General features: G+C 62.3%; 17 protein-coding genes and 1 tRNA gene. 8 read left to right on the forward strand and 10 right to left on the reverse strand.

The features are described from left to right. Positions 1-61 precede the first annotated feature (61 nt). From ygfZ to ribF, 4 genes are all read left to right on the forward strand, one after another. Positions 62-1024: a CAF17-like 4Fe-4S cluster assembly/insertion protein YgfZ gene (gene ygfZ, locus OHL11_RS15475; RefSeq protein ID WP_263372441.1), complete on the forward strand. Its 963-nt coding sequence runs from the start codon at positions 62-64 to the stop codon at positions 1022-1024. 41 nt (positions 1025-1065) lie between these two features. Then, positions 1066-1725: a DUF1844 domain-containing protein gene (locus OHL11_RS15480; RefSeq protein ID WP_263372442.1), complete on the forward strand. Its 660-nt coding sequence runs from the start codon at positions 1066-1068 to the stop codon at positions 1723-1725. Between the two features lie 161 nt (positions 1726-1886). Next, positions 1887-2687, forward strand: coding sequence for an MBL fold metallo-hydrolase (locus tag OHL11_RS15485; RefSeq protein ID WP_263372443.1), 801 nt, complete (start codon positions 1887-1889; stop codon positions 2685-2687). 44 nt (positions 2688-2731) lie between these two features. Continuing rightward, a complete protein-coding gene (gene ribF / locus OHL11_RS15490; RefSeq protein ID WP_263372444.1) occupies positions 2732-3712 on the forward strand; it encodes a riboflavin biosynthesis protein RibF in 981 nt (326 codons plus the stop codon). Between the two features lie 135 nt (positions 3713-3847). Here the strand turns inward: ribF and OHL11_RS15495 are convergent, their stop codons facing one another. From OHL11_RS15495 to OHL11_RS15505, 3 genes are all read right to left on the reverse strand, one after another. Further along, positions 3848-4336, reverse strand: coding sequence for a DUF1643 domain-containing protein (locus tag OHL11_RS15495; protein ID WP_263372445.1), 489 nt, complete (start codon positions 4334-4336; stop codon positions 3848-3850). Between the two features lies 1 nt (position 4337). Beyond that, positions 4338-6797, reverse strand: a complete 2460-nt coding sequence (locus tag OHL11_RS15500) for a penicillin-binding protein 1A (RefSeq protein WP_263372446.1) — start codon at positions 6795-6797, stop codon at positions 4338-4340. A 275-nt stretch (positions 6798-7072) separates the two neighbouring features. Further along, positions 7073-8311, reverse strand: coding sequence for a S41 family peptidase (locus tag OHL11_RS15505; RefSeq protein ID WP_263372447.1), 1239 nt, complete (start codon positions 8309-8311; stop codon positions 7073-7075). Between the two features lie 254 nt (positions 8312-8565). Between OHL11_RS15505 and OHL11_RS15510 the strand changes: the two genes are divergently transcribed. The 3 genes from OHL11_RS15510 to kdsB all read left to right on the forward strand — a co-directional run bounded on the left by OHL11_RS15510 (position 8566) and on the right by kdsB (position 9613). Then, positions 8566-8642, forward strand: a tRNA-Met gene (locus OHL11_RS15510). 30 nt (positions 8643-8672) lie between these two features. Next, a complete protein-coding gene (locus OHL11_RS15515) occupies positions 8673-8891 on the forward strand; it encodes a hypothetical protein (RefSeq protein ID WP_263372448.1) in 219 nt (72 codons plus the stop codon). Then, on the forward strand, positions 8888-9613 hold the full coding sequence (gene kdsB, locus OHL11_RS15520) for a 3-deoxy-manno-octulosonate cytidylyltransferase (RefSeq protein WP_263372449.1): 726 nt from the start codon (positions 8888-8890) through the stop codon (positions 9611-9613). Before OHL11_RS15515 ends, kdsB begins: the two co-directional genes overlap by 4 nt. Before the next feature lie 135 nt (positions 9614-9748). Here kdsB and OHL11_RS15525 read toward each other — a convergent pair whose 3' ends face one another. The 6 genes from OHL11_RS15525 to coaD all read right to left on the reverse strand — a co-directional run bounded on the left by OHL11_RS15525 (position 9749) and on the right by coaD (position 15875). Further along, positions 9749-10411, reverse strand: a complete 663-nt coding sequence (locus tag OHL11_RS15525; RefSeq protein WP_263372450.1) for an HAD-IA family hydrolase — start codon at positions 10409-10411, stop codon at positions 9749-9751. 166 nt (positions 10412-10577) lie between these two features. Then, on the reverse strand, positions 10578-12008 hold the full coding sequence (locus OHL11_RS15530) for a phosphoglucomutase/phosphomannomutase family protein (RefSeq protein ID WP_263372451.1): 1431 nt from the start codon (positions 12006-12008) through the stop codon (positions 10578-10580). A 74-nt stretch (positions 12009-12082) separates the two neighbouring features. After that, positions 12083-13225 (reverse strand): mannose-1-phosphate guanylyltransferase, encoded by a 1143-nt coding sequence (locus OHL11_RS15535; protein ID WP_263372452.1) that lies wholly within the window; start codon positions 13223-13225, stop codon positions 12083-12085. Positions 13226-13406: 181 nt separating this feature from the next. Further along, on the reverse strand, positions 13407-14606 hold the full coding sequence (locus tag OHL11_RS15540) for a pyridoxal phosphate-dependent aminotransferase (RefSeq protein WP_263372453.1): 1200 nt from the start codon (positions 14604-14606) through the stop codon (positions 13407-13409). Between the two features lie 140 nt (positions 14607-14746). Further along, complete coding sequence (locus tag OHL11_RS15545; RefSeq protein ID WP_263372454.1) at positions 14747-15385, reverse strand: class I SAM-dependent methyltransferase; 639 nt, start codon at positions 15383-15385, stop codon at positions 14747-14749. Next, complete coding sequence (gene coaD, locus OHL11_RS15550; RefSeq protein ID WP_263372455.1) at positions 15378-15875, reverse strand: pantetheine-phosphate adenylyltransferase; 498 nt, start codon at positions 15873-15875, stop codon at positions 15378-15380. The genes OHL11_RS15545 and coaD overlap by 8 nt, the downstream gene beginning before the upstream one ends. A 229-nt stretch (positions 15876-16104) precedes the next feature. Between coaD and OHL11_RS15555 the strand changes: the two genes are divergently transcribed. After that, on the forward strand, positions 16105-18288 hold the full coding sequence (locus OHL11_RS15555; RefSeq protein WP_263372456.1) for a DUF4139 domain-containing protein: 2184 nt from the start codon (positions 16105-16107) through the stop codon (positions 18286-18288). Between the two features lie 110 nt (positions 18289-18398). Here OHL11_RS15555 and OHL11_RS15560 read toward each other — a convergent pair whose 3' ends face one another. Continuing rightward, a complete protein-coding gene (locus OHL11_RS15560) occupies positions 18399-22967 on the reverse strand; it encodes a glutamate synthase-related protein (protein WP_263372457.1) in 4569 nt (1522 codons plus the stop codon). Between the last annotated feature and the right edge of the window lie 258 nt (positions 22968-23225).

Here is a 23225-nt window from a genome sequence, read left to right on the forward strand (position 1 = left end):
GGAAGCAGCACAGCAACCCCCTCTTGTATCCTCAAGAGGACGAACGGAATCTAACCTCCCGATGAGTACGACACACACAGAAATCGACGCCCTGCTCCACCACGCCGCCTTCGCGCCGCTGAATGACCGCGCTTTCCTCCGCATCACCGGCCCCGATGCCACGCGCTGGCTCAACGGCATGGTCACGAACTCTGCGCAGGCGCTCGAACCCGGCCAGGGCAACTACAACTTCCTGCTGAACGCGCAGGGCCGCATCCTCGGCGACGCCTATATCTACCGCGAACATGCCGACGAGCCGACGTTTTTGCTCGCCACTCAACGCTCGCAGCTCGAAACTCTTCAGCAAACCCTCGACCGCTTCATCATCATGGATGACGTCGAACTCGCCCCGGCCTTCGTCGACGAGTCCTCCCTCCTGATCACCGGCCCCGAAGCCGCCACGCTGCTCGCCAGGCTCGGTCTCCCACAGGTCGATCCAAACTCGCTCGCGACCGCTGATACCGCGCACGGTCCCGTCTTGCTACTGACAACTCAAGAAGCCAACACCTTCGAGTTGCGCGCCCCGACCGCCGTTATCACCGCTCTGCGTAACGCTCTTGGTGACGCTCCTGAAGTCTCCGCAGAAGCTCTCGAGGCCCACCGCATTCTTACCGGCACGCCGCTCTACGGCACGGACATCCGCAACACCGACGCCGCCAAGGACCTGCCGCAGGAGACCAATCAGGCGCACGCGCTGCACTTCAACAAAGGCTGCTACCTCGGTCAGGAAATCGTCGAGCGCATCCGTTCGCGTGGTCAGGTTCACAAGCTCTTCACCAAGTTCACGCTCGAAGGCACACTGCCCGAACTCCCTGTGCCGCTGACCGCCGTTGTTGCCAGCGGAGAAGCGAAGCCCGCAGGCGAGCTCACCAGCGCCACCGAAATCGACGGCAAGCTCTACGCCCTCGGCTACGCCCGCCGCGAGTTCCTCGAACTCAAAAAGACCATCACCTACCCAGGTGGCAGCGCGATTCCTAGATCCTAAGCATCGAACACATCTAGCCTCATAAGAAACGAGACCCTGACATGGCCGACACTCCTTTCGTCATCAACGACCGCCGCAAATTCACCGCCGAAGGCGAACTTCGCCCCGACGCCCAGATCGACCGCGAGCCGACTCCTGCCGCCGAAGCCGAAGCGCCCAAGGCTTCCGCCACCGTCACCGAGTTCCCTCGCCCTGTTGCCGAGCCGGTGATGGAAGAAGCTCCCGCGCCCGTAGCGGCCGAGATCAGCGAAGACGCTCCGCAGGAGTACCCCGCCATCCCACAGGACCAGCTCGAGCAGGCGCAGCGCGCCTACGAGGCCACGATCGATCGCCTCGACACCGCCGTCCGCGCCATGGATCCCGGTGCAAACCACCTGCCACCGATGAACTTCGAGCGCCTCATTCAGTCGCTGTACATGCAGGCGCTCATGCAACTCGGCGCCGCGCCCGAGCAGGGCCAGCAGCAGCCGCGCGTAGACCTCATGGGCGCTCGCGCCACCATCGACATGCTCACCGTGCTCGCCAGCAAGACCACCGGTAACCTTAGCGACAACGAGCAGAAGCTCGTGGACAACGCGCTCTTCGAGCTCCGCATGGGCTTCCTCGAAGTGACGCAAATCCTTTCGCAGCAGGCCCAGCAGCGCCAGGGCGCTCCCGGCACGATGCCCCCGCCCCCCGGCGGCCCCAGCCTCGTCAAGTAACGAAGAGCTTCGAGCTCATAGCTCCCACTTGAAAGCTCGCATACTGATAGTTGTCAGCAAAAGCTCGTAACTCACCACCCGCAACTCACAACTCGAACCTACCCACGAGCGCGCGAGTACCGACTTACCACTTACGACTTAACACTTTTCACTGCCTTTCCATGCAAGCGACCCTCACATTCCTCGGCACCGGCACCAGCATGGGCGTTCCCACGCTCGGGTGCCCGTGCGCGGTGTGTCAGGACGCCTATAACCCCGGCTCACCCAACCGCCGAACCCGCTGCTCGGCCGCCATCAGCTTCAACGACCACACCGTCCTCATAGACTCCGGCCCCGACTTTCACACCCAGGCCGTCCGCGAGCGCATCAACAGCGTCGACGCCGTGCTCTACACCCACGGCCACGCCGACCACATCCTCGGCATGGACGATCTTCGCCCCCTGAGTTTCGGCAAGCCTGACGGCCTGCCGCTCTTCGCTGACAACGCCACCGCCCCGGTCATCGAGCGCGTCTTCGAGTACACCTTCCGCAAGATTGATCGCTACCCTACCTCCGCCCGCGTGGAGATGAACCGCATCCCCACCACCACCGGCGCGCGCATCCCGCTCTTCGGAGCCGAGTTCCTCCGCGTGCCGGTCACGCATGGCCGACACACCATCACCGGGTACCGCTTCGGCTCTGCGGCGTACCTCACAGACATGAGCGACATCCCATCAGAAGCTAAACCATTGCTTGAAGACCTCGACATCCTCATTCTGGACGCTCTGCGCCGCGAGCCTCATCCTTCGCACGCGCATCTGGCAAAGTCCGTCGCCCTCGTCGAAGAGCTACGTCCCAAGCGCGCCTTTTTCACCCACATCTCCCACGATCTCGATCACGACACCGTCAACGCCGAACTTCCGCCCTACATCCGCCTCGCCCACGACGGCCTCAAGCTCGAATTCGACATCATGGCGGGCTAGGTTCAACCCGCAACTCGTCACTCGCAACGTAAGACTCGAATCACATGAAGATCTTCCACTCCCTCGACGACCTCCGCTCCGCGCTCGCCGCTTCTAACGGGAAAGCCCAGCGCACTGTCGTCACCATCGGCAACTTCGACGGCGTCCACCGCGGCCACCAGATGGTCATCGCGAACCTCCGCGCCCGCGCCGAGCAGCTCAACGCGCTCGCCGTCGCCGTCACCTTCGATCCGCACCCGTCACACATTCTGCGCCCTGAGCCGCGCACACGCCTCATCACGCCTACCGCTGAAAAACTTCGCCGCCTCGCGCTCACCGGCCTCGACGCCACGCTTGTGCTGCCCTTCGACGACACACTGCGCCTCACCACCGCGCGCCAATTCGCCGAGCAGTATCTGCAAGAGGGTCTCCGCGCGCTCGAGGTCCACGAAGGCGAGAATTTCCGCTTCGGCCACGACGCCGAGGCCGACATCCACTCCCTCGCGCAGCTCGGCAACGACCTCGGATTCACCGTCCACGCCTACCAGCCGCTCATCCTGCGCGGCGCGCCCATCTCCTCCAGCCGCATCCGCACGCTGCTCCGCGAAGGCCATCTCGCCGAAGCGCGCGCGCTCCTCGGTTACAACTTCGCCGTGCGTTCCACACCCGCAAGCGGTCGCGGCTACGGCACCAGGTACGCCGTGCCGACGATCAACATAGCACCGTACGCCGACCTGCTCCCCGCCAACGGCGTCTACGTCACGACCCTCCGCATCGGCGAAGGCCCCGACGCGCGCCTCTTCCGCGGCGTCACCAACGCGGGCAACCGCCCCACCTTCGGCGCGGACAGCTTCGCCGTCGAGAGCTACCTCTTCGGCTTCGAACCCATCGCGTTGACGGAAGAAACGCCGCTGGAGCTCACCTTTCTCCATCGCCTTCGCGAAGAGCGCAGGTTCGACAGCCCTGACCTCCTCAAGCAGCAGATCGGCCGCGACGTCGCTAAAGCCAATCGCTTCTTCGCGCTCTGCGACGTGCTTTCGCTTTAGCTCTCAACATACTTATCCCCCCGAAAGGGGATCTGCGTCTATTGGAATCTGGCCCGCTGGACCCTGGCACTCCGATGTCTTCCTGACCAACTGACCTTCTGAATCCCTGACACACTGGATGCACCATCCAGCGATCTACGGCATCGGCAACAGCTTCGCATCGGCCCGCAGGTACAGCGGATGTTTCGGCATCCCGTTCGCGTTCCAGCCAAAGCACATCAGTCCCGGAATCTTCGCTGCGACCGCGGCCCCGCGCCCGAGATGCATCCCATGCGAGCCCCAGCACGCAATGCGCGGCCCCGCAATCGGCGCAATCAGCTTGTGCAATACATTCCCCACCCCGACCGGGTCTTCGATCGCCAGCATCACCTTCGGGTCCGTCGCACGATAGCCGAAGATGTTCAGCATCCGCATCCCGCCACAACCCTCACGCTCGGCAAAGCCGCGGCAACGACGCACCGTGGGATCATCCTGAAACTCATCCGCAGTCGAGGGATTCAGCCCGATGAACGCGGCCATCGGCAGCGACTCGTCCCACACGATGTCCAGCGTGTAGCGATACAGGCGGCACGGGGAAAACTTCGCCGTACGCTTCACAAACAGCGGATCGACCGAGTACTTCACCCTACTGCTTCGCCCCACTCTTCGGCGGCCCGGCGGCCACGGGAGCCTTCACCACCGGCCTCGCCGCACCGGTTGCAGGCTTCGCGGCAGCAGGCATCGTATTCCACTTCACCACCGGCGTAGGGTGCCCGTCATCGCTCTCCGATGCCGAGACCGCAGGCGCGGCCGTCACCTTCGCCGGAGCCGCGGGCTTCGGCGTGTCGTCATCGCTGTCGTCGGAATCATCATCCGCTTCAGCTGGCTTTTTCGGCGCTGCAGGAGCCGACGTCGCGTTCGGCGTCACCTGCACGTCAAGCTGCTTCTTCGGGGCGTCGTAGCGGGCAAACTGCTCGTTCGGCACGCTTGCCGTCGCGACCTTCATGAAGTCGATCCAGGCTGGCAGTGCCGCACGAGCGCCCGTCTCCTTATCGCCCAGCGTCTGCGAAGGATTATCGAATCCAACCCACACACCCGCCGTCACCGAAGGCGAAAAGCCCAGGAACCACGCGTCCGTGAAGCTGTTCGTCGTGCCCGTCTTGCCGCCGAACGCATGGTGCATCTGCGAAACCGTCGCGGCCGTACCGTGGCTCGTCACCGCCTCCAGCAGCACCATCATCTTGCGCGCGATATCGACGGTGATCACTTCCTTCACCTCGGGCGTCTTCTGCTCGAGCGGCAGCCCATCCGCCTGCACAATGCGGCGAATGTAATGCGGCTGAATGCGAATGCCATCGTTCGGGAAGACGCTGTATGAAGCCACCTGTTCGCTCAGCGTAATGCCGGCCGCACCGATCGCCACCGGCAGGAAGTTGGGAAGCGGCGAGGTCACGCCGAATCGGCGCGCGACCTCAATCACCTTCCTGATGCCAACCTTGTCCGCCAATCGCAACGCCGGAATATTGCGCGACTCTGCAAACGCCTCCGTCAACGACATCGGACCGCGCCAGTCCGCTTCGTAGTTGTGCGGCGTATACGGTCCGTTCGGCGTGTAGAAGCTCGCCGGAGCATCCAGCACGGTGTCCGTCGGCTTCATCCCCGCTTCCATCGCGGCGGTGTAGTCATACGGCTTGAACGAGGATCCCGTCTGGCGTTGCGCTTGCGTTGCGCGGTTGAATTGGCTGACCTCGAAATCGCGTCCGCCAATCATCGCCATCACTTCGCCGTTGGCGTTGTTCACGGCCATAAATGCGCCCTGCGCGCCCGAGTCCTGCTCCAGCAGGAAGCGCGGCGTCGCGCCAGCCGTCGCCACCTTCACGTAAACGATGTCGCCCGGCTTCGCGATCTCAGTCGCCTTCAACTTCTGCGTCCACACCCAGTCTGCGGGCTCCATCGTGGACTGCACTCGCCCCACACGCACCACCATACGCGTCGGCGCAACCTCCATCACCAGCGCGTGGAAGTATGTTCCCACCGCAATCGGCGTGTTCCAGTCAGGGTGTTTGTAGCTGTTGAGGTCTGCGCCGCTGGTCAACACATTCTGCAGCTTCGACTTCCATCCGCGCCGACGCTCATACGCTGCCAGATCGTCCAGCAGAGCCTTGTTCGCTGCGCGCTGCGCGTCGAGGTCGAGCGTCGTGTAAACCTTCAACCCCGCGCCATGCACCTCTTCCGCGCCATACTCGCGCTCAAGCTGACGACGCACTTCCTCGATGAAGTACGGAGCCTCCGACGCCGACGGCGGCGGCTCAAGATTCAGCCCCAACGGCTGACGCTTCGCCTCGCTATACTGCGCCGCCGTGATGCGCTTGTCCTCATACATCTCCGCCAGTACAAGGTTGCGGCGACGCAAGGCACGCTCCGGATGCCGCACCGGTGAGTACTCCTCCGGCCCCTTCGGCAAACCCGCGAGCGTGGCCGCTTCGGCCAGCGTCAGGTCGCGCGCATGCTTTGAAAAGTAGTATTCGGAGCCGGCCTCAAACCCGTAGGTTCCACGCCCCAGGTAAATCTGGTTCGCATAAAGCGAGAAGATCTGCGCCTTCGTAAAGTGGCGCTCGATCTGCAGCGTCAGGAAGATCTCCTGCAGCTTGCGCCCGTAGGTCTTCTCGCTCGAAAGGAACAGGTTTCTCGCCAGCTGCATCGTCAACGTCGACGCTCCCTGCGACCGCTGCTTGGAGTGCAAATCCTTCCACGCTGCACCCACCACGCGAATCAGGTTCACGCCACTGTTGCTCATGAAGTTCTTGTCTTCGATCGACAGGATGGCGTCGCGCAGCACCGGCGGAAACTCCGAGTACGGCACCACCACGCGGCGCTCCAGCGCAAACGAACCAAAGACGCGCCCATGCACGTCCAGCAGCTCCGTCGTTGTGCTCGGGCGATAGCGCTCGAGGTCCGCCATCTGCGGAAGGTTGACCGAGTAGGTCAACATCAGGCCGACCATGATGCCGAACACCGCCGAGGCTCCGATCAGCAGCCAGAACGAGGCCTTCGCGGCGATTTTGCGCGAACGGAACTCGGGTTCCTTGAAGGGGAAAGACCGCATCGCCCGCCACAAAGCACCCTTCGTCACGGGAGTCTCTGCAGGCACTCGGCGCCTGGTCGCTGGCTGTCGGGTCACGGTCACGGCAAGCTCCACCTTACCACGCAGAGGCCAGGGTTTAGGGGACAGCGTTGCGTGACAGGTGCTTCACGGCTAAGACCCGTAACTCAAGACCCACACCAGAAGATACCGCCCCGAACGAAATGCGGCGGGAAGAGTTCAATCTCTCCCCGCCGACCGTCTTCTATACCCTAAGCCCTACACCCTAAAGCCTGCTCTTACGCCGTCTTCGCCTTCAGCATCTCGAGGGCCTTGGTCAGCTGGTCATCGACCATCTTCGGCTTCTTCTTCGTCGAGTTCACGGGTGTCGCCGGCTTCGGAGCCGAGTCATCTGCCGCATCGTCGTCATCCGGCGTCGTGTTCTCGACCAACGTCGCAGGTGTTACGCCGTCGTCCTCGAACTTCTTGCCGTCCGGCGACACATACTTTGCGATCGACAGAATGAGCGCACCGCCATCGGGCATCTCAAACGTCTTCGCCTGCGTGCCCTGACCAAACGTGCGCGAACCCACTACATCGGCGCGCTTGTTGTCCGCCAGCGCTGCAGCGACGATCTCCGCCGCGCCTGCCGTGCCATGGTTCACCAGAACCACTACCGGCGACTTCGCATTAATCGTCTTCGAACCTTCTGCCGAGAACGTCTGCTTCTCGAACTTCTGGCCTTCGAGCGTCGCAATCGTACCGGAGGCGAGGAAGAAGTTCGCCAGACGAACACCCTCGCTCATCTCGCCGCTCGCCACATCGCGCAGGTCGAGCAAGACCTTCTTGCCCGGCTGCTTTGACGCGCCCTTCAGCTTGCTCTCGATGTATGAAACATGGTCCTTATCGAGCGTTTCAGGCTTCAGATAGAGGATCGAATTGTTCTCATACCAGGTATCGGTCGGCGCCGGCTCAACCACCACCACGCGGTTCAACTTCAGCGCATCCGGCTTTGCCGAGCGAGGACGCAACACCGCCAGCTTCAGCTCGGAACCCGGCGCACCCGCCATCATCAGCTGGATCATCGCCAGCGGGATATCGCGTGTGTCCTTGCCGTCGATGGCCTCGATGATGTCGCCGTCCGTGATGTTCGCCTTGTCCGCAGGCGATCCCGGAACCACGCTTACGACCGTTGCATAGCCAAAGCGCTTCGAAGGCACAATACCCACCTGGGCCTTGCCAGCCTTCGCGTCCTTCCACGTCTTGTAGTCTGCAGGCGAAAGGTAGCTCGAGTCCGGGTCCAGCGACTCCAGCAGGCCGCGCAACGCACCGTGCGTCACCTTGCCCATGTTCGGCTCTTCCACATAGTCGTTCTGGATGTGCTGCAGCACCTCGCTGTACACGTTGATCTGGCGGTAGGCACCTTCCTGCGGCGCGTCAGAAGCCGCGCTCACGCCATGAAAGTTCGCACCCACAAACAGGCCCAGTACTACCACCACGGAAACAGCCAGCAAACCCAGCTTTGCGCTCTTCGGCATATACGGCAGACTCACTCCAATACCAGAAAACTACCAGTCGACACAGTGTAGACGCACCGCACACGAAAAGGATACTTCGCGGTGAGCCGCGCATCCCGCGCTCACTCTTTTCTTGGTCCTCACCCGAAGGAATCTTCGTCAACTCATCAAGGGAGGCCAAGGTTATCCACCACGCACCTTGCAACCCACGCCCATCCCGCTTAGAATAGCTAAGTCGCTGGTTCGCGGATTACCGCTGGAAGCGCGGCATCCCCGGCGGTGTAGCTCAGATGGTTAGAGCGACGGACTCATAACCCGTAGGTCAGTGGTTCGATTCCACTCACCGCCACCAATAACCCCTCACAACTTCATTGCAGACGCCTTGGCCCGAGCCTTCCTAACCCGCACGCTGCTCGCTTCGGCCATCGCCCTCGCAGAGCCCTGCAAAGACTCCGCCGACGGTATTGTCTGCAAGCTTCAGCCCTGGCTCACGACACTCTACGTCGTCGCAGGTGTGCTTGCCCTCGTGCTTCTCGTCGCGATTCTTGTGGCCGTCTACCAATATCGCCGCAACAAGAACATTGAGTTGAAGCCCGAGTGACCGTTCTCGGCGTTATCCCTGCCCGCCTCGCCTCCACCCGCCTGCCGCGCAAGGTTCTGCGCGAAATCGCAGGTCAGCCACTCCTCCATTGGGTCTACCAAGCTGCCCGCCGCTGCCCCGAGTTCACCGATGTCGTCATCGCAGTTGACTCGCCCGAAGTCGCAGCGCTCTGCGAATCTCGCGGTTGGCCCTTCCGCATGACCTCGCCCGAGTTGCCCTCCGGCACAGATCGCCTGCACGCCATCGCGCAGGAACTTCCTGCCGACATCTACGTCAACGTCCAGGGCGACGAGCCGCTGCTCCGCCCCGACCACATCTCCGCGCTGCTCGCACCCTTCGCGCAGTCGCACGTCGACGTCACCACGCTCAAAGTCCTCTGCACGCCGGAGAACATCGCGAACCCGAACGCCGTCAAGGTCGTCACCGCCCGAGACGGCCGCGCGCTCTACTTCTCGCGCGCGGCCATCCCCTTCGACCGCGATGCCACCGGCTCCGTGCCCTACTTCAAGCACCTCGGCCTCTACGCCTACCGCGCCGCCGCGCTGAAGGCCTTCGCGTCGCTCGCGCCCTCGCCGCTCGAGCTCACCGAGCGCCTCGAGCAACTACGCCTCCTCGAAAACGGCCTTGCGCTGTACGTCTCCGAGACCGCGCACGACACCGTCGGCGTGGACACAGAAGACGACCTCCGCCGCGTAGAGTCTTTACTCGCAGCTCAAATCTAAAGGCTGAAAACTGCGGGCTGAAGGCCGCATGGATCACGCGGGATTTCGGAAGTTCTCGACCTCTGCCCCATGCAGGCCGACCGCAAAAGCAGAAGGACGGGGCCGAGCCCCGTCCCCGCCTCCACTCAATCTCAGCTACACCGTAGCGGCCGTGAACTCCATCAACGCCCCGACGCATTCAATCAGCTTCACATCTGCGAGCGACTGCACCACCCAGTCCGCACGCGCCTCATGGACCTGCTCGGCTGTGTGCGACGTCACCACACCCAGCACTCGTGCACCCGCGCCATGACCGGCCTTGATGCCGCTTGGCGCATCCTCCACCACCACACACTGCGCCGGATCAAACCCCAACAGCTCCGCGCCTTTGCGATACGGCTCCGGATCAGGCTTGCCCTTCACCACATCGTTCGCAGTGATGAAGCGCGGCGGCAGCGGCAACCCCGCAGCCTTCACGCGCGCTTCCATCAGCCGCTTGCTCGCGGAGGTCACGATCGTCCAACGGCCCTCCGGCAAACTCGCCAGCAACGCAGCCGCACCCGGCAGCACCTTCACATCGGCGACGTCCGCGATCTCCATATCTTCAATGACGCGCAGGCCTTCGTCGGCATCGATCCACGGCGCGGACATCTTCACGATGTCGATCGCGCGCACGCCATGCGGAATCGTGAACGTCTCCCAGTTCGGCAGCTCGTAATGCTTGGCCCAGAGCTTCCAGCAGCGCTCGGCGCTGGCAATCGACGACAGCAGCACGCCGTCCATATCAAACAACAACGCCGCCGCTTCGAAACTCGCCACTACAACCTGCCTTTGCCCCGAAGAGCTGATGTGAAGAGAGGCCGACCCCTCTCGAAGATCAGCCCCCTCAATTTTCGAATCACCACAAACCGGGTGCCCCAGGTCTCGCTTTTGAGACCTGGGTTTGCAGGATGCTCGCCATGTCAATCAACGCAGCGAACCGCCACTACCCTTCCAACACAAACTTCTGCGCCGCCGCCAACACCTGCTGCACGCTCTGCTGCGAGCAGCTCTCGCAGTACACGCGCAGCAACGGCTCGGTGCCGCTCGCCCGCAGCAGTAGCCACGTCTCCGCAGCGTTCGGCTTGCCCACGCACGTCGGGTTGTCGAGATAGAACTTGATGCCGTCGAGGTCTTCCGTGCGCAACACCTTGAGGCCAGCAATCTCGCTCACGCCGGCCTTCGCACGAGCGATCGCCGACTCCTTCACATCGTTGGCGATGTGCATGTCCACGCGACCGTACTGGTGCTCGCCGTACTCTTCCTGCAGCGCCGCAACCAGCTCGCCGAGTGTCTTCTTCTCGTCGGCCATGACGTTCGCGATCAACAGACTGTTCAGCAAGCCATCGCGCTCCGGCAGATGCTTGGAGATGCCGATCCCGCCCGACTCCTCGCCACCGACGAGAATCTCCTGCTCCAGCATCAGGTCGCACACAAATTTGAAGCCGATGCCATGCTCATGCAGCTTGCGGCCATACTTCGCCGCGATGCGGTCGAGCATCTTCGTCGTGTTGAACGCGCGCGTCACATCGCCCGGCCATCCCTTGCGCTTCAGCAGCCACTCGAGGATCACCGCAAAGACCTTGTGCGCGTCCACGACATTGCCGTTCTCATCCACCGCGCCAATGCGGTCCGCATCGCCGTCTGTGATCAAACCGGCATCGCACTTGTTCTCGACCACAGCCTTCTGCGTCGGCGCGATGTGCGGAAGAATCGGCTCCGGATTGATCCCCGGAAACGCCGGGTTCCACTCCGAGCGGAACTCTACAAATGGGATCCCGGCACGCGTGAAGATGCCGGCGAGATATCCCTTGCCTGCTCCATACATCGTGTCGATCAGGAACTTGTAGCCGCTCTCCTTGATCGCCTTCAGATCGACAAACGATTCGAGCGCAGCAATGTACTCCGGCGAGAAATCAACTTCCTCGATCTTCGCCTTCGCAGGCGCGTCGGCCAGCGGCTTCAGCAAGTAGCTTTCGATCGCCTTGATGATCTTCGGCGAGCCCGAGCCACCGTAGCTGGCCTTGTACTTCACACCGTTCCACTCGGCCGGGTTGTGGCTCGACGTGATCATCACGCCGCCCGCAGCCTTGCGTCCGCGCACCGCAAACGACAGCTCCGGCGTCGGCGTCACCTTGTTGCCCAGCGTCACCGGGATACCCGCATCCGCGAGTACATCCGCCACGACCTTCGCGAACGACTTCGACCCAAAGCGCGTGTCATAACCGATGCAAACACCGGCCTTCGCGTCTTCCTGCTCGATCACGTAGTGAGCGATCGCTCGCGCTGCCACGCGCACATTGGCATAGGTAAAGTCGTCGGCAATAATGCCGCGCCAGCCGTCAGTTCCAAACTTCACTACAGTCGTTTCGCTCATCGAATATCTCTCTCAAAAAAGCAAAGACCCGAGACACGTCATCGCATCTCGAATCTCGTCTCTCGCATCTTCTTCTAAATCAAATCTTCGCGTCCACCTTCGTGGATCGCGCGAACCAGTTTACTCACGTCCTGCGAGCGTCCGAGCGTCGTGATCAACAAGGCATCATCCGTCTCGACCACCACCAGATCATCGACACCCAGCAACGCTACCGTCTTGCCCGGTGCATAGACGTAGTTGCCTGTCGCCTGGATCGCAAACACGCCCGTCGTTCCACCGTCGATTACGTTGTCGCCTTCGCGCTCCGCGCGATGCTCGTACAACGACGCCCACGAGCCCAGATCGTTCCAGCCAAAATCCGCAGGCAGGCAAAAGATATTTGCCTTCTGCTCACCGCGAGCCGAACGTCGCTCAAGAACCGCATAGTCCACCGAGATGTTCTCGCACTTCGGATATTCCGCCGCGAAAATCTTCTCAAACTCCGGCGTTCCATACGCCGCCGCAATCTTCTCCAGCGGCTCCGCCATCTCTGGCGTGTACTCGCGAATCGCCGCACACAGCGTCTTCGCGCTCCACAGAAAGATGCCACCGTTCCAAACGAAGTTACCCGCAGCGAGAAAGCGCTCCGCGGTCGTCAGGTCTGGCTTTTCTCGGAAGCGGCGCACGCGATGTACGGAGATTGGCGCGAAGCCCTTTGTCTGCTCCACACGTTCGTACAACGCACCCTGCTCGATATAGCCATAACCCGTCTCAGGACGCGTCGGCGGCACGCCCAGCACGACGATATTTTCGCCCGCAGCCGCAATCTCGATGCCCTTCGCCAGTACCTCGGCAAATCGCTTCGGATTCGCCACCACGTGGTCGCTCGGGAACACACCCAGCACCGTCTCCGGTGCGGTACGCTCCAGCAGAAACGCAGCCAGCGCACACGCCGGCGCAGTGTTGCGCGCACAAGGTTCAGAGACCACATGCTCGCCCGTCACCTCGGGCAACTGCTCGACGATGACCTCGCGCAACCAGCCGTTCGTGATCACCCAGGTAGCCGAGGGCTCCGCCACTAGACGCAAACGGTCCAGCGTGTCCTGAATCATCGTGCGCGTGCCCTCAAGCGCGAGTACCTGCTTCGCACGAGCGCGTCGCGAGCGTGGCCAGAAGCGGGTTCCACTTCCGCCTGCGAGAATCACCGGCGCGAAAACCGGTTTGCTTGTGTTTGCCATCGTGGCCTGCGCTCCTAAAGCACTGATTCTCACAGCGATGAGTTCGAATTTCTAGTACACAAAAGGGACAGATCGCCCGTCCCCTCGTTATCCCCATCAGGATAATGTGTCTCTTTGATTGTCGTCCGAAGGGTATCTGCGTTGGGCCCGGCCACGAAACTTCGCGACCGGGCCCAGACAGTTACTTCAGGTTGCCGAGGAACGTACGCAGGCGCTCGATGCCCTTGTCGATCACGTCGGCGCTCACCGCATACGACAGGCGGATGTGCTCCTTCGTGCCGAACGGCTCACCCGGAACGGTCACGATGTGCGCTTCGCTGAGCAGCTTCGCCGCCATCTCAGACGCCGTGTTGATGCCGCCCTTGCCCAAGAAGTTCTTGATGTTCGGGTACACATAGAACGCGCCCTGCGGCACCGTGCACGTCAGACCAGGAATCGTCTTGAAGCCTTCCAGCACGCGGTCACGCAGCTTGATGTAGTCCTCGCGCATCACCGCAACGCACTCCTGCGACGAAGCCAGCGCAGCGATCGAAGCGCGCTGCACGATGCTCGACGTGTTCGAGGTCGACTGCGACTGCAGCTTGCTCATCGCGCCGATAATCTGCTTCGGTCCCAGCGCAAAACCCGCGCGCCATCCGGTCATCGCGTAGGTCTTCGAGAGCGAACCGAGCACGATGATGTGCTCCTTGCACTCGGTCAGCGATGCACCCGAGTAGATGTCGCCATCGAAAGCGAGGTACACGTAGCACTCGTCGAGCAGCGCGTAGATGCCGCGCTCGTGGCACAAGCGGATGATGTCGAACAGATCTTCCTTCGGCAGGATCGCGCCCGAGGGGTTCGACGGGAAGTTGAGAATGATCGCCTTCGTCTTCGGCGTGATCGCCGCTTCGATCATCTCCTTCGTCACGCGGAAGTTGTCCGCTTCGCTCGTCTCGACAAACACGCACTTGCCGCCGACGAACTCGACGATGTCTTTGTAGCTCACCCAGAACGGCGTCGGGATGATGACCTCATCGCCGTGGTCGATCAGCACTTCCGCCGCGTTGAAAATCGCCAGCTTACCGCCAGCCGAGAACACGCACTCTTCCGGCGTGTAGTTCGTCTTGAAGTCCGAAGCGTGACGGTCCACGATCGCCTGACGTACCTGCGGAATACCTGCAACGGCCGTGTAGCGCGTGAAGTTCGAGTTGATCGCCTCGATCGCCGCGTCCTTAATGTGCTGCGGGGTCGAGAAGTGCGGCTCACCGGCGCCAAAATCCGCCAGGTCAATGCCCTGCGCCTTCAGCTTCAACGCCTCGGCGGTAATGGCCATCGTGGCCGAAACTTCAATACGGTTGATGCGGTCAGTAAGGACCTTACGCGATGCTGTAGCTGAACTCATACACGTAGTTTCTCAGATTTGCCCGCTCGAAACTACCCCGCGCCTATGAACTTCTGGCGAGATAAGAACATCCCCTAAGCGCATACAGCCTGCCTTATGCACCGAGGCGATGTCCTCTCCAGCATGGGGTTTGCAGCGTCCTACCGCTTCTTCCGCAGCACCCAGGTCGTCATGCACCGGTGGTCCTGCACCACCGTCGTCTTCAGCGGATCGACCATCAGCGCATCCATGGCCTCGGTCATCTTCATCAGCGACAGTTCATCCACCAGAAACCACTCCGAGCCATCGCCAATGCGAAACACATTCCCGCGCAGCCGCTCGAACTCCATGCCGATACGCGACCCGAGCCTGCAGAACAACATCCCGCCCGGCTTCACACATCGCCAAAGCTCTTCCACCATCGCGAGAAAGTGCTGCTCATCGCGCGCAAAATGTAGCACCGAGTTGCAGATCACCACATCGGCGACGCCATCCTCAAACGGCATCGCCTCCACCGCAGCCACACGGAAATTTTCCGCAGGCAGAGCGGGTGCGAGCATCCCCGCCAATGCCTTCACATGCGCCACACCCGCCGGATTCGCATCCACCGCGAGCACGTTACATCCCGCGCGCAGCAGGTACACCAGGTTGCGACCATAGCCGCATCCCGCATCGAGCACCGTCATCGGCGCGACAATGTTTCCGCGCAAAATCTGGTCGAAGACATAGATGTCGATCTGCCCAAACTGCTCATTCAGGCTCATCGCTTGTGGCGCACTCGTAGCCGACGCGTTACTCATGCGCAGCACCGGGAACCTTACTGCGCAACCGCTCCAACACCAGCGGCGGCACCAGCCCCGTCACATCTCCACCAAGCTGCACGACGCCCTTGATCATGCGCGAGCTCACGTAGGTGTACTTCTCCGCAGGCATCATGAAAAGCGTCTCCAGCTCCGGCGACAGACGGCGATTCATCATCGCCATCTGAAACTCATATTCGTAATCCGAGATCGCGCGAATCCCGCGGATCACCGCACGCGCACCGATCGACCGCGCAAAGTCCACCATCAGGCCATCGAAGGTCGCGACGCGCACATTACCAAACTCCTGCGTACAAGCGCGAATCATCTCCTCACGCTCGGGCACCGTGAACAGCGGCGTGCCCTTCTCGGAGTTCAGCAGAATCGCCACCACCAACTCATCCACCAGCTTTGACCCGCGCGCCACAAGATCGAGGTGCCCGTTCGTCAGCGGGTCGAACGTGCCGGGATATATCGCAATTCGCTTCATCGACTCCCTAGCATACCTGTCCAGACTATTCTGCGAACACTTTTCGCTCTCCGCCGGTCTTCACAGTGATGCATCTTTATCTCTCGTTCATCGACCCATGCGGGCCGCCTCTTGTCCGCCATTCCCACAGGGGAGGGATCTGCGTTTCGCGGCTCCTTCGGTAACAAAACACACCCTCGCGGTGTCTAACACCGCAGCAACCTATTCGAGCCCCACAAGGAACCCTCCCATGCGCCGCATCCTCGCCGCACCCTTCCTTCTTCTCCCGCTCAGCCTCCACGCCCAAAAGCCTTCAGAGACGACGCTCCCCGTGACGCACGTCTCGCTCTATAAGAACGGCGTCGGCTACTTCGAACTCTCGGGCCACGTCAGCGGCAATGCCTCGGTCACCATCCCCTTCACCAACTCGCAGCTCAACGACGTCCTGCAATCGCTCACCGCCATCGACCTCAACGGCGGACGCATCTCCGGCGCAGGCTATAACTCCGCCACACCGCTCGAGCAGCAGCTGAAAACCCTCTCACTGAACCTCGACAGCAACCCCAGCGCCGCCGATTTCTACGCGGCGATTCGTGGAGCCCGAGTGGCCGTAACCTCCGGTGGAGCCAGCATCACCGGCCGCCTCCTTTCCGTCGAAGTCCGCAGCATCCCCACCAAAGACGACGCGAAGACGGCCGACAAATACTTCCTCACCATCGCCAGCGACGAAGGCACCGTCCGCACCTTCGAACTCACCGGCACCACCAGCGTTCGCCTGCTCGACACCGCTCTCCACACCGACGTCACGCGCTATCTGCAGCTTCTTGACGCCAACCGCTCGCAAGGCCTGCGCCACCTCACGCTTACGGACAACGGCATCGGCTCGCGCGAGCTCCACGTCAGCTACATCTCCGAGGTCCCGGTCTGGAAGTCCACCTACCGGATCCTCACCACGGACAACAACACCACGGCCACCATGCAGGGCTGGTCTGTCGTGGACAACACCACCGGCACCGACTGGATCAACGTCCATCTCTCGCTCATCGCCGGCGCGCCGCAGAGCTTCATCCAACCGCTCTCGCAACCCATCTACACCCGCCGTCCCGAAATCCCCATCGCGCAGGAAGCCCAGCTCACGCCACAGACCTTCGATTCAAACATCGATGACAAATCCGGCACCGCGGGCGTAACAGTTGATGGAATCGAACCCATGGCACGAGCGAAGATGCCCGCAGGTCCGACAAGGCCTCACGGCTCCGTTGTCGGCATGGCTGGCATGGCTGGCGGCGGTTCCGGAGGCGTCATGATGTCTGCCTCAGGTGGCTACGGATCAGGATCGGGTATAGGAGCAGGCTCCGGCGGCTATCTTTCTGCGCCGCCACCACCTCCGCCCACCTACGAAGAATCGGCCTCCACCTCCATCACCCCCAACACACAGGCCAAGGGCTTCGACGACTTCTTCGCCTACAACCTCTCCGAGCCGATCACGATCCGCAAGAACGAGTCCGCACTCGTCCCGATCCTGCAGACCAAGCTCCCCGTGGAGTCCGTCACGCTGCTCAGCTACCGCAACGGCTACACCTCACAGCCGCTCCGCGCGCTTTGGCTCACCAACACCTCCGGCCTCACGCTCGACCGCGGCTCCTTCACCATCATCGAGTCCGGCAACTTCGCCGGCGAAGGTCTCCTCGACCCCATCCACCCCGACGAAAAGCGGCTGCTCTCCTACGCTGCCGATCAAGCCGTTCACGCCACCGTCGAAGGCGACAAATCCGCGAACCACATCACCTTCTTACGCGGCTCGCGTGGCGTGCTGAACATCCATCACGCCGACCAGCACGAGGTCACGCTCGTGCTGCACAACGCCGCGCCCGCCGCACGCACCATCATCTCGGAGATCCCCGTCGTCCCCGGTTGGAAGCTCGATAGCGAGGCCGGCTCATCCGACCCGAAACCCGTCGAGACCACCCCAACCGTCTATCGCTTCCGTACCGAACTCGCGCCCGGTGAAACCAAGCGCGTCCACATCGGCGCCAACCGTCCCAGCTACTCCACCTACTACCTCACGCGCGCCGACGATAACCAACTCCAGTTCATCCTGAGCACCACCAATCACGACCCCGCGCTCGAATCCGCGCTACAACCGATCCTCGATGCTCGCCGCCGCATGGCCGACGCCCAAACCGCCGTCGACACCACCAACGCCAAGCTCAACGCGCTCCGCACCGACGAAGACCGCCAACGCGCGAACATCACCGCACTCGCCAACGCCGACAAATCCTCCCGCGAGCGCTTCGTCCGCGACCTGAACAAGACCGAGGACGAGATCGCCGCAACGCAAGCCACACTCAAGCAGCAGCAATCCACCCTCGACACCGCCAAGGCCGACCTCGCCGCAAAGATCGAAGCCTTCTCCATCAACACCAAAGCCTAACCACAATCCCCGGTTGCCCCAGATCGCAGCGCTCAAACGCTAACGAGAAACGCGGAGAGCCATAGCTCTCCGCGTCGCCTTTCTGGGCCATAAACCCTGGCCCCTCGCCTTTACTGCGGCTTCGGCACAAACAGCACCATCTGCGGCGTGTATGCCGGCCACTTCGCCAGCATCTTCTCCGCGAGCTTGCTGTGCGCAAGCTCCTTCTGCTGCTTCACCAGCGCGTGCAGGCCAGCCTGCTGCTCCGGTGTCGCATCGTCGAACTTCACCGCTTCCAGGAACTCCGTGTGGTAGCGCGTATCGCGCAGGATATCGCCATCGATGTCCCAAACCCACGCCGTGCCGCCCGTCATGCCCGCGCCGAAGTTGATGCCGATGCGACCGAGAATCACCGCCGTGCCGCCAGTCATGTATTCGCAGGCATGATCGCCTGCGCCTTCCACCACCGTCGTCACACCTGAGTTACGCACCGCAAAGCGCTCGCCCACGCGGCCCGCCGCGAACATGCGCCCAGCCGTCGCGCCGTAGAGCGCCACGTTGCCCAGCAGAACATGCTCGTGCGACTCCTCCGCCGCGCGTCCCACCGGACGAATGATCAGGTCAGCGCCGCTCAGGCCCTTGCCGACGAAGTCATTCGCCTGCCCCGTCAGGATGATCGTGTTGCCCGTGCCTGCGAACGCGCCGAACGACTGGCCTGCCGTACCTTCGAGATCGAACGTCGCATCGATCGTGTCGAGCTCGCCCTTCACGCGCAGCAACGCAGCTTCACCCGCAAGGCGCGCACCGATGGAACGATGTTCGTTGTTGATCTCCGACTTGACGTAGAACTTCTCGCCCTTCTTCGCCGCTTCGATCGCAGGCGCAACCCACGGCTCATCGATCGGATGGTCCTCGCCCGGCCGCGTGTTGAAGCCACCCTCCCAGCGCGTCGGGCCCTCGCCCACCTGCGCCAGCACCGGCGTCAGGTCGAGATTGCCCTCAAACCGCACCTGCTCGAGAAGGTCCACACGGCCGATCGCCTCTTCCAGCGAACGCAAGCCAAACTTCGCCAGCAACTTCTGCAAGTCCGCTGCGATCTGCTGGAAGAGCACGACCACATGCTCCGGCTTGCCGCGGAACTTCGCACGAAGCTCCGGCTTCTGCGTGGCGATGCCCGTCGGGCAGGTATTCAAGTGGCACTGGCGAGCCATGTCGCAGCCCAGCGCCACGAGGACCGCCGTGCCGAACGCATACTCATCAGCGCCGAGCAACGCGGCGATCAGCACATCGCGCGCCGTCGACAGACCACCGTCCGCACGCAGACGCACGCGGCCACGCATACCGTTCGCACGCAGCAACTGCTGCGCCTCGGCCAGGCCAAGCTCCCACGGATTGCCCGCGTACTTGATGCTCGAAAGCGCTGCAGCACCGGTGCCGCCATTGTTGCCGGCGATCACGATGAAGTCGGCATACGCCTTGGCCACACCTGCCGCCACCGTGCCCACGCCCATCGACGACACCAGCTTTACGCCGACCGCCGCCTTCGGATTCACGCGCTTCAAGTCATAGATCAACTGCGCGAGGTCTTCGATCGAGTAGATGTCATGGTGCGGCGGCGGCGAGATCAGTCCCACCCCCGGCTGCGCATGACGCAGACGTGCAATCAAGCCCGAAACCTTATGCCCCGGAAGCTGTCCGCCCTCACCGGGCTTGGCTCCCTGCGCTACCTTGATCTCGATCTCCTCCGCATGAGCGAGATACTCCGCGGTCACGCCAAAGCGTCCCGAAGCAATCTGCTTAATGCGGTTGTTCAGGCTCACGCCCGTGTGCACCGCCGGAGCCTGCACCAGTTCCGCCACAGCCGCACCACCACCTGAACCAGCAACCTCAACGGCCGCTCCACCCTCTGGGCCCTGGGCCCTGGGGCCTGAACCCTGTGCACGATACACCGCAGGGTCTTCGCCGCCTTCGCCCGTGTTCGAGCGCGCGCCGATCATGTTCATCGCCGCCGTAATCGTCTGATGAGCCTCCGGGCTCAGCGAACCCAGCGACATCGCGCTCGCGATGAAGCGGTGGCAAAGCGTGTCCGGCTTCTCCACATCTTCCAGCGCCAACTCCGGCCCAGCCGGACGCACCTCCAGCAACTCACGCAGCGTCGCGGGCTCCCCCTGATCCACCGAACGCGAGAAGATCTGGAACGCGCTCGCCGGGTCTTCCGCGGGGATCCCCTGACGCGTCGAACCCATCACCGTCTGCAACGCCTTCACGTTTAGCGGAGCCCACTTATGCGGCTCGCTTACATCGCTCTTGCGGAAGCGCACCCACCCGTAGTCGGCCAGATCAGCGACCGGCGTGCCATCTACCGCAGGAGCATTCCAGCTCATGCGCAGACGGCGATCCAACTCCGCAAATCCGACACCCGACAGCGGCGCAGGCGTTCCGGGGAAACAACGATCCACCACGCTGCGATGCAGACCGAGGATGTCAAACAGATGCGCGCAACGATAGCTGTTCACTACCGAAATGCCCATTTTCGACATGATCTTTGCAATGCCTGCGTCCAGCGACTTCAGCATGTACGCTTCGCCGTCGGTGCCTTCAGGAGCCAGCGAACCAGCCGTCTCGAGCGCCAGCCACGGGCAGATCGCGCCTGCGCCATAGCCCAACAACACCGCCATATGGTGCACGTCACGAGCATCACCCGCTTCCACCGCGATACCGCACAGCGTACGCAGCCCAGCCGCCACCAGTGCCTCATGCACCATGCCGGTCGCCATTGCCATCGGCACAGGCAGAGCACTCTCGCTTGCCCCACGGTCGGTCAGCACCAGAATGCGCACACCTGAGCGCACCAGTTCCACCGCCTCGCGAGCCAGGCTATCGGTCGCCTGCTCCAGTGAGAAGTTCGGCGTGAACGTGCAGCTCAACTCATGCAGGCGCAGGTCTTCCTTGTGCGGGTAGGCCCCCGCGCGCAACGCCGCCATCTGCCCCAGGGACAGGAACGGCGAATCCATCGAAAGCCCCGGCAGCGGAGCGTTCTTATCCAGCATGTGCGCCCACGGCCCCAGACGCGAGTGCAGGCTCACCACCACGCTCTCGCGCAGCGGATCGATCGCAGGGTTCGTCACCTGCGCAAAGCGCTGGCGGAAGAACGCATACAGCGGACGCGGCGACTTCGCCAGGAACGCCAACGGCGTATCGTCGCCCATCGACCACACGGCGTCCTTGCCCGTCGCGGCCATGGGCTTCAAGATCATGTTCACGTCTTCCTTCGTGTAACCGAAGCCCTTCTGAAGACGTTGCAACTCCTCACCGCTCGACACCGCTCCGGCGTCAATCGCCTCGAGCGCAGTGTCTTCTGCCAGCTCCACGTACGTTGCGCGCACGTCGAACTCATCGAGCATTTCGTCGTTGTGATAGATCTTGCGTTCAGACATATCGACGCCCAGCATCTCGCCCGGCCCCAGACGTCCCGACTCAATCACCGTCGCCGGATCAAGATCCACCAGCCCCGCTTCCGAGCCCGCCACCACAAGTCCATCGCTCGTGATCGCATAACGGCAGGGACGCAGACCGTTACGATCCAGCGCCGCGCCCACGACTACGCCGTCAGAGAACGCAATCGCCGCCGGCCCATCCCACGGCTCCGCCACATCCTGGTGGTACTTCAAAAACGGATGGAAGCGCTTCGTCATCGCAGGCGGCAGCAACATACGCACCGCTTCGGCGATTGTGCGCCCGTTCTGCGAGATCAGCTCGATCGTCTCGTCCAGCGAGGTCGAGTCCGTGCCATCCTTCGTCAGCACTGGCTTGCACTCCACCGGCAGCGAAGAATCACGCGCATCCATGCGAGCACGGTTTCCCCACACAGTGTTGATTTCGCCGTTGTGTCCGAGCTTGCGGCCCGGCTGTGCGCGATGCCACGCCGGCAGCGTGTTCGTCGCATAGCGCTGGTGGAAGATCGCAAACGGCGTCGTGTAAGCCGGCGACTGCAGATCGACAAAGAACTCCGGCAACAACTTGCCTTCGCACATCGACTTGTAGACCAGCGTCGTCGAGCTCAGCGAGCAGAAGTAGCCTTCTACTTCGCCGTTCTCCACCGCGCGCTCAAACTGCTTGCGCGCGAGATAAAGGCGACGCTCCATCGGGCCGAGGTCGTGCTTGGCCGCGTCCTTCACCAGTACCTGGCGGATCACCGGCATTGTCGACAGCGCGATCTCACCCAACGCTTCGGGGCGAATCGGGACCTCGCGCCAACACAGCACTTCGAGCTCCTGCGAACGCAGACAGCTGTCCACGACATTCTCAACAGGACGAGCACCCGGCGGCGTAAACAACATACCGACGCCCAACACCTGATCGTCAGCCAGTTCGATGCCCACGGACTCCAGCAGCAGCTTGCGCGGCACGCCGGTCATCACACCGACGCCGTCCGACGACTTGCCGTCGGCAGCCACAGCGCCGCGGTGCGCCAGGCGCGACAACGCCGTCAGCGCGTCCTCGAGGATCTTGCGCGACGGCTTATAGAGCGCGCTGGCCACAAAGCCTACGCCGCACGAATCATGGTCAAAAATAGGATCGACCAGCGAAGTCAGCTTGGCACCATTGGCCGTAATCACGGCACGGGTAGCGATGGTGGAAGGCTGTTCTTGAGCGCCGTTCTTACGAACGCGCAGTTCGTCGCTGTGTTTTTGGGACATACGTTACTATACGTCCGAAAACCGTTCAGCCACAAACGCCAAAGCCGCGCATTCATTGATCTTTGTGATAAAAGAATCGGTCAATCCGATCACACTGAAACCCCACACCTGCGCATCTGCCTTATTCAAACGCGCAAACGTCTCAGACGCGGCTATAGCTTATAGCGCTAACGGTTCTGCTTATGCTGCCTGACAACCGAAACGCCACCCACAGGCACAGCAAAACCTAACGCTCAAGCCTCACAGCTCGTACATCAG

It is taken from the genome of Granulicella cerasi (genome assembly GCF_025685575.1).
Lineage (GTDB): Bacteria > Acidobacteriota > Terriglobia > Terriglobales > Acidobacteriaceae > Granulicella > Granulicella cerasi.

Coding starts and splice junctions, on each gene's coding strand:
- ygfZ (WP_263372441.1), top strand. CDS start 62: ATGAGTACGACACACACAGAAATCGACGCCCTGCTCCACCACGCCGCC.
- ribF (WP_263372444.1), top strand. CDS start 2,732: ATGAAGATCTTCCACTCCCTCGACGACCTCCGCTCCGCGCTCGCCGCT.
- OHL11_RS15480 (WP_263372442.1), top strand. CDS start 1,066: ATGGCCGACACTCCTTTCGTCATCAACGACCGCCGCAAATTCACCGCC.
- OHL11_RS15500 (WP_263372446.1), bottom strand. CDS start 6,797: ATGCGGTCTTTCCCCTTCAAGGAACCCGAGTTCCGTTCGCGCAAAATC.
- OHL11_RS15485 (WP_263372443.1), top strand. CDS start 1,887: ATGCAAGCGACCCTCACATTCCTCGGCACCGGCACCAGCATGGGCGTT.
- OHL11_RS15560 (WP_263372457.1), bottom strand. CDS start 22,967: ATGTCCCAAAAACACAGCGACGAACTGCGCGTTCGTAAGAACGGCGCT.
- OHL11_RS15540 (WP_263372453.1), bottom strand. CDS start 14,606: ATGAGTTCAGCTACAGCATCGCGTAAGGTCCTTACTGACCGCATCAAC.
- OHL11_RS15545 (WP_263372454.1), bottom strand. CDS start 15,385: ATGAGTAACGCGTCGGCTACGAGTGCGCCACAAGCGATGAGCCTGAAT.
- OHL11_RS15505 (WP_263372447.1), bottom strand. CDS start 8,311: ATGCCGAAGAGCGCAAAGCTGGGTTTGCTGGCTGTTTCCGTGGTGGTA.
- coaD (WP_263372455.1), bottom strand. CDS start 15,875: ATGAAGCGAATTGCGATATATCCCGGCACGTTCGACCCGCTGACGAAC.
- OHL11_RS15555 (WP_263372456.1), top strand. CDS start 16,105: ATGCGCCGCATCCTCGCCGCACCCTTCCTTCTTCTCCCGCTCAGCCTC.
- OHL11_RS15535 (WP_263372452.1), bottom strand. CDS start 13,225: ATGGCAAACACAAGCAAACCGGTTTTCGCGCCGGTGATTCTCGCAGGC.
- OHL11_RS15530 (WP_263372451.1), bottom strand. CDS start 12,008: ATGAGCGAAACGACTGTAGTGAAGTTTGGAACTGACGGCTGGCGCGGC.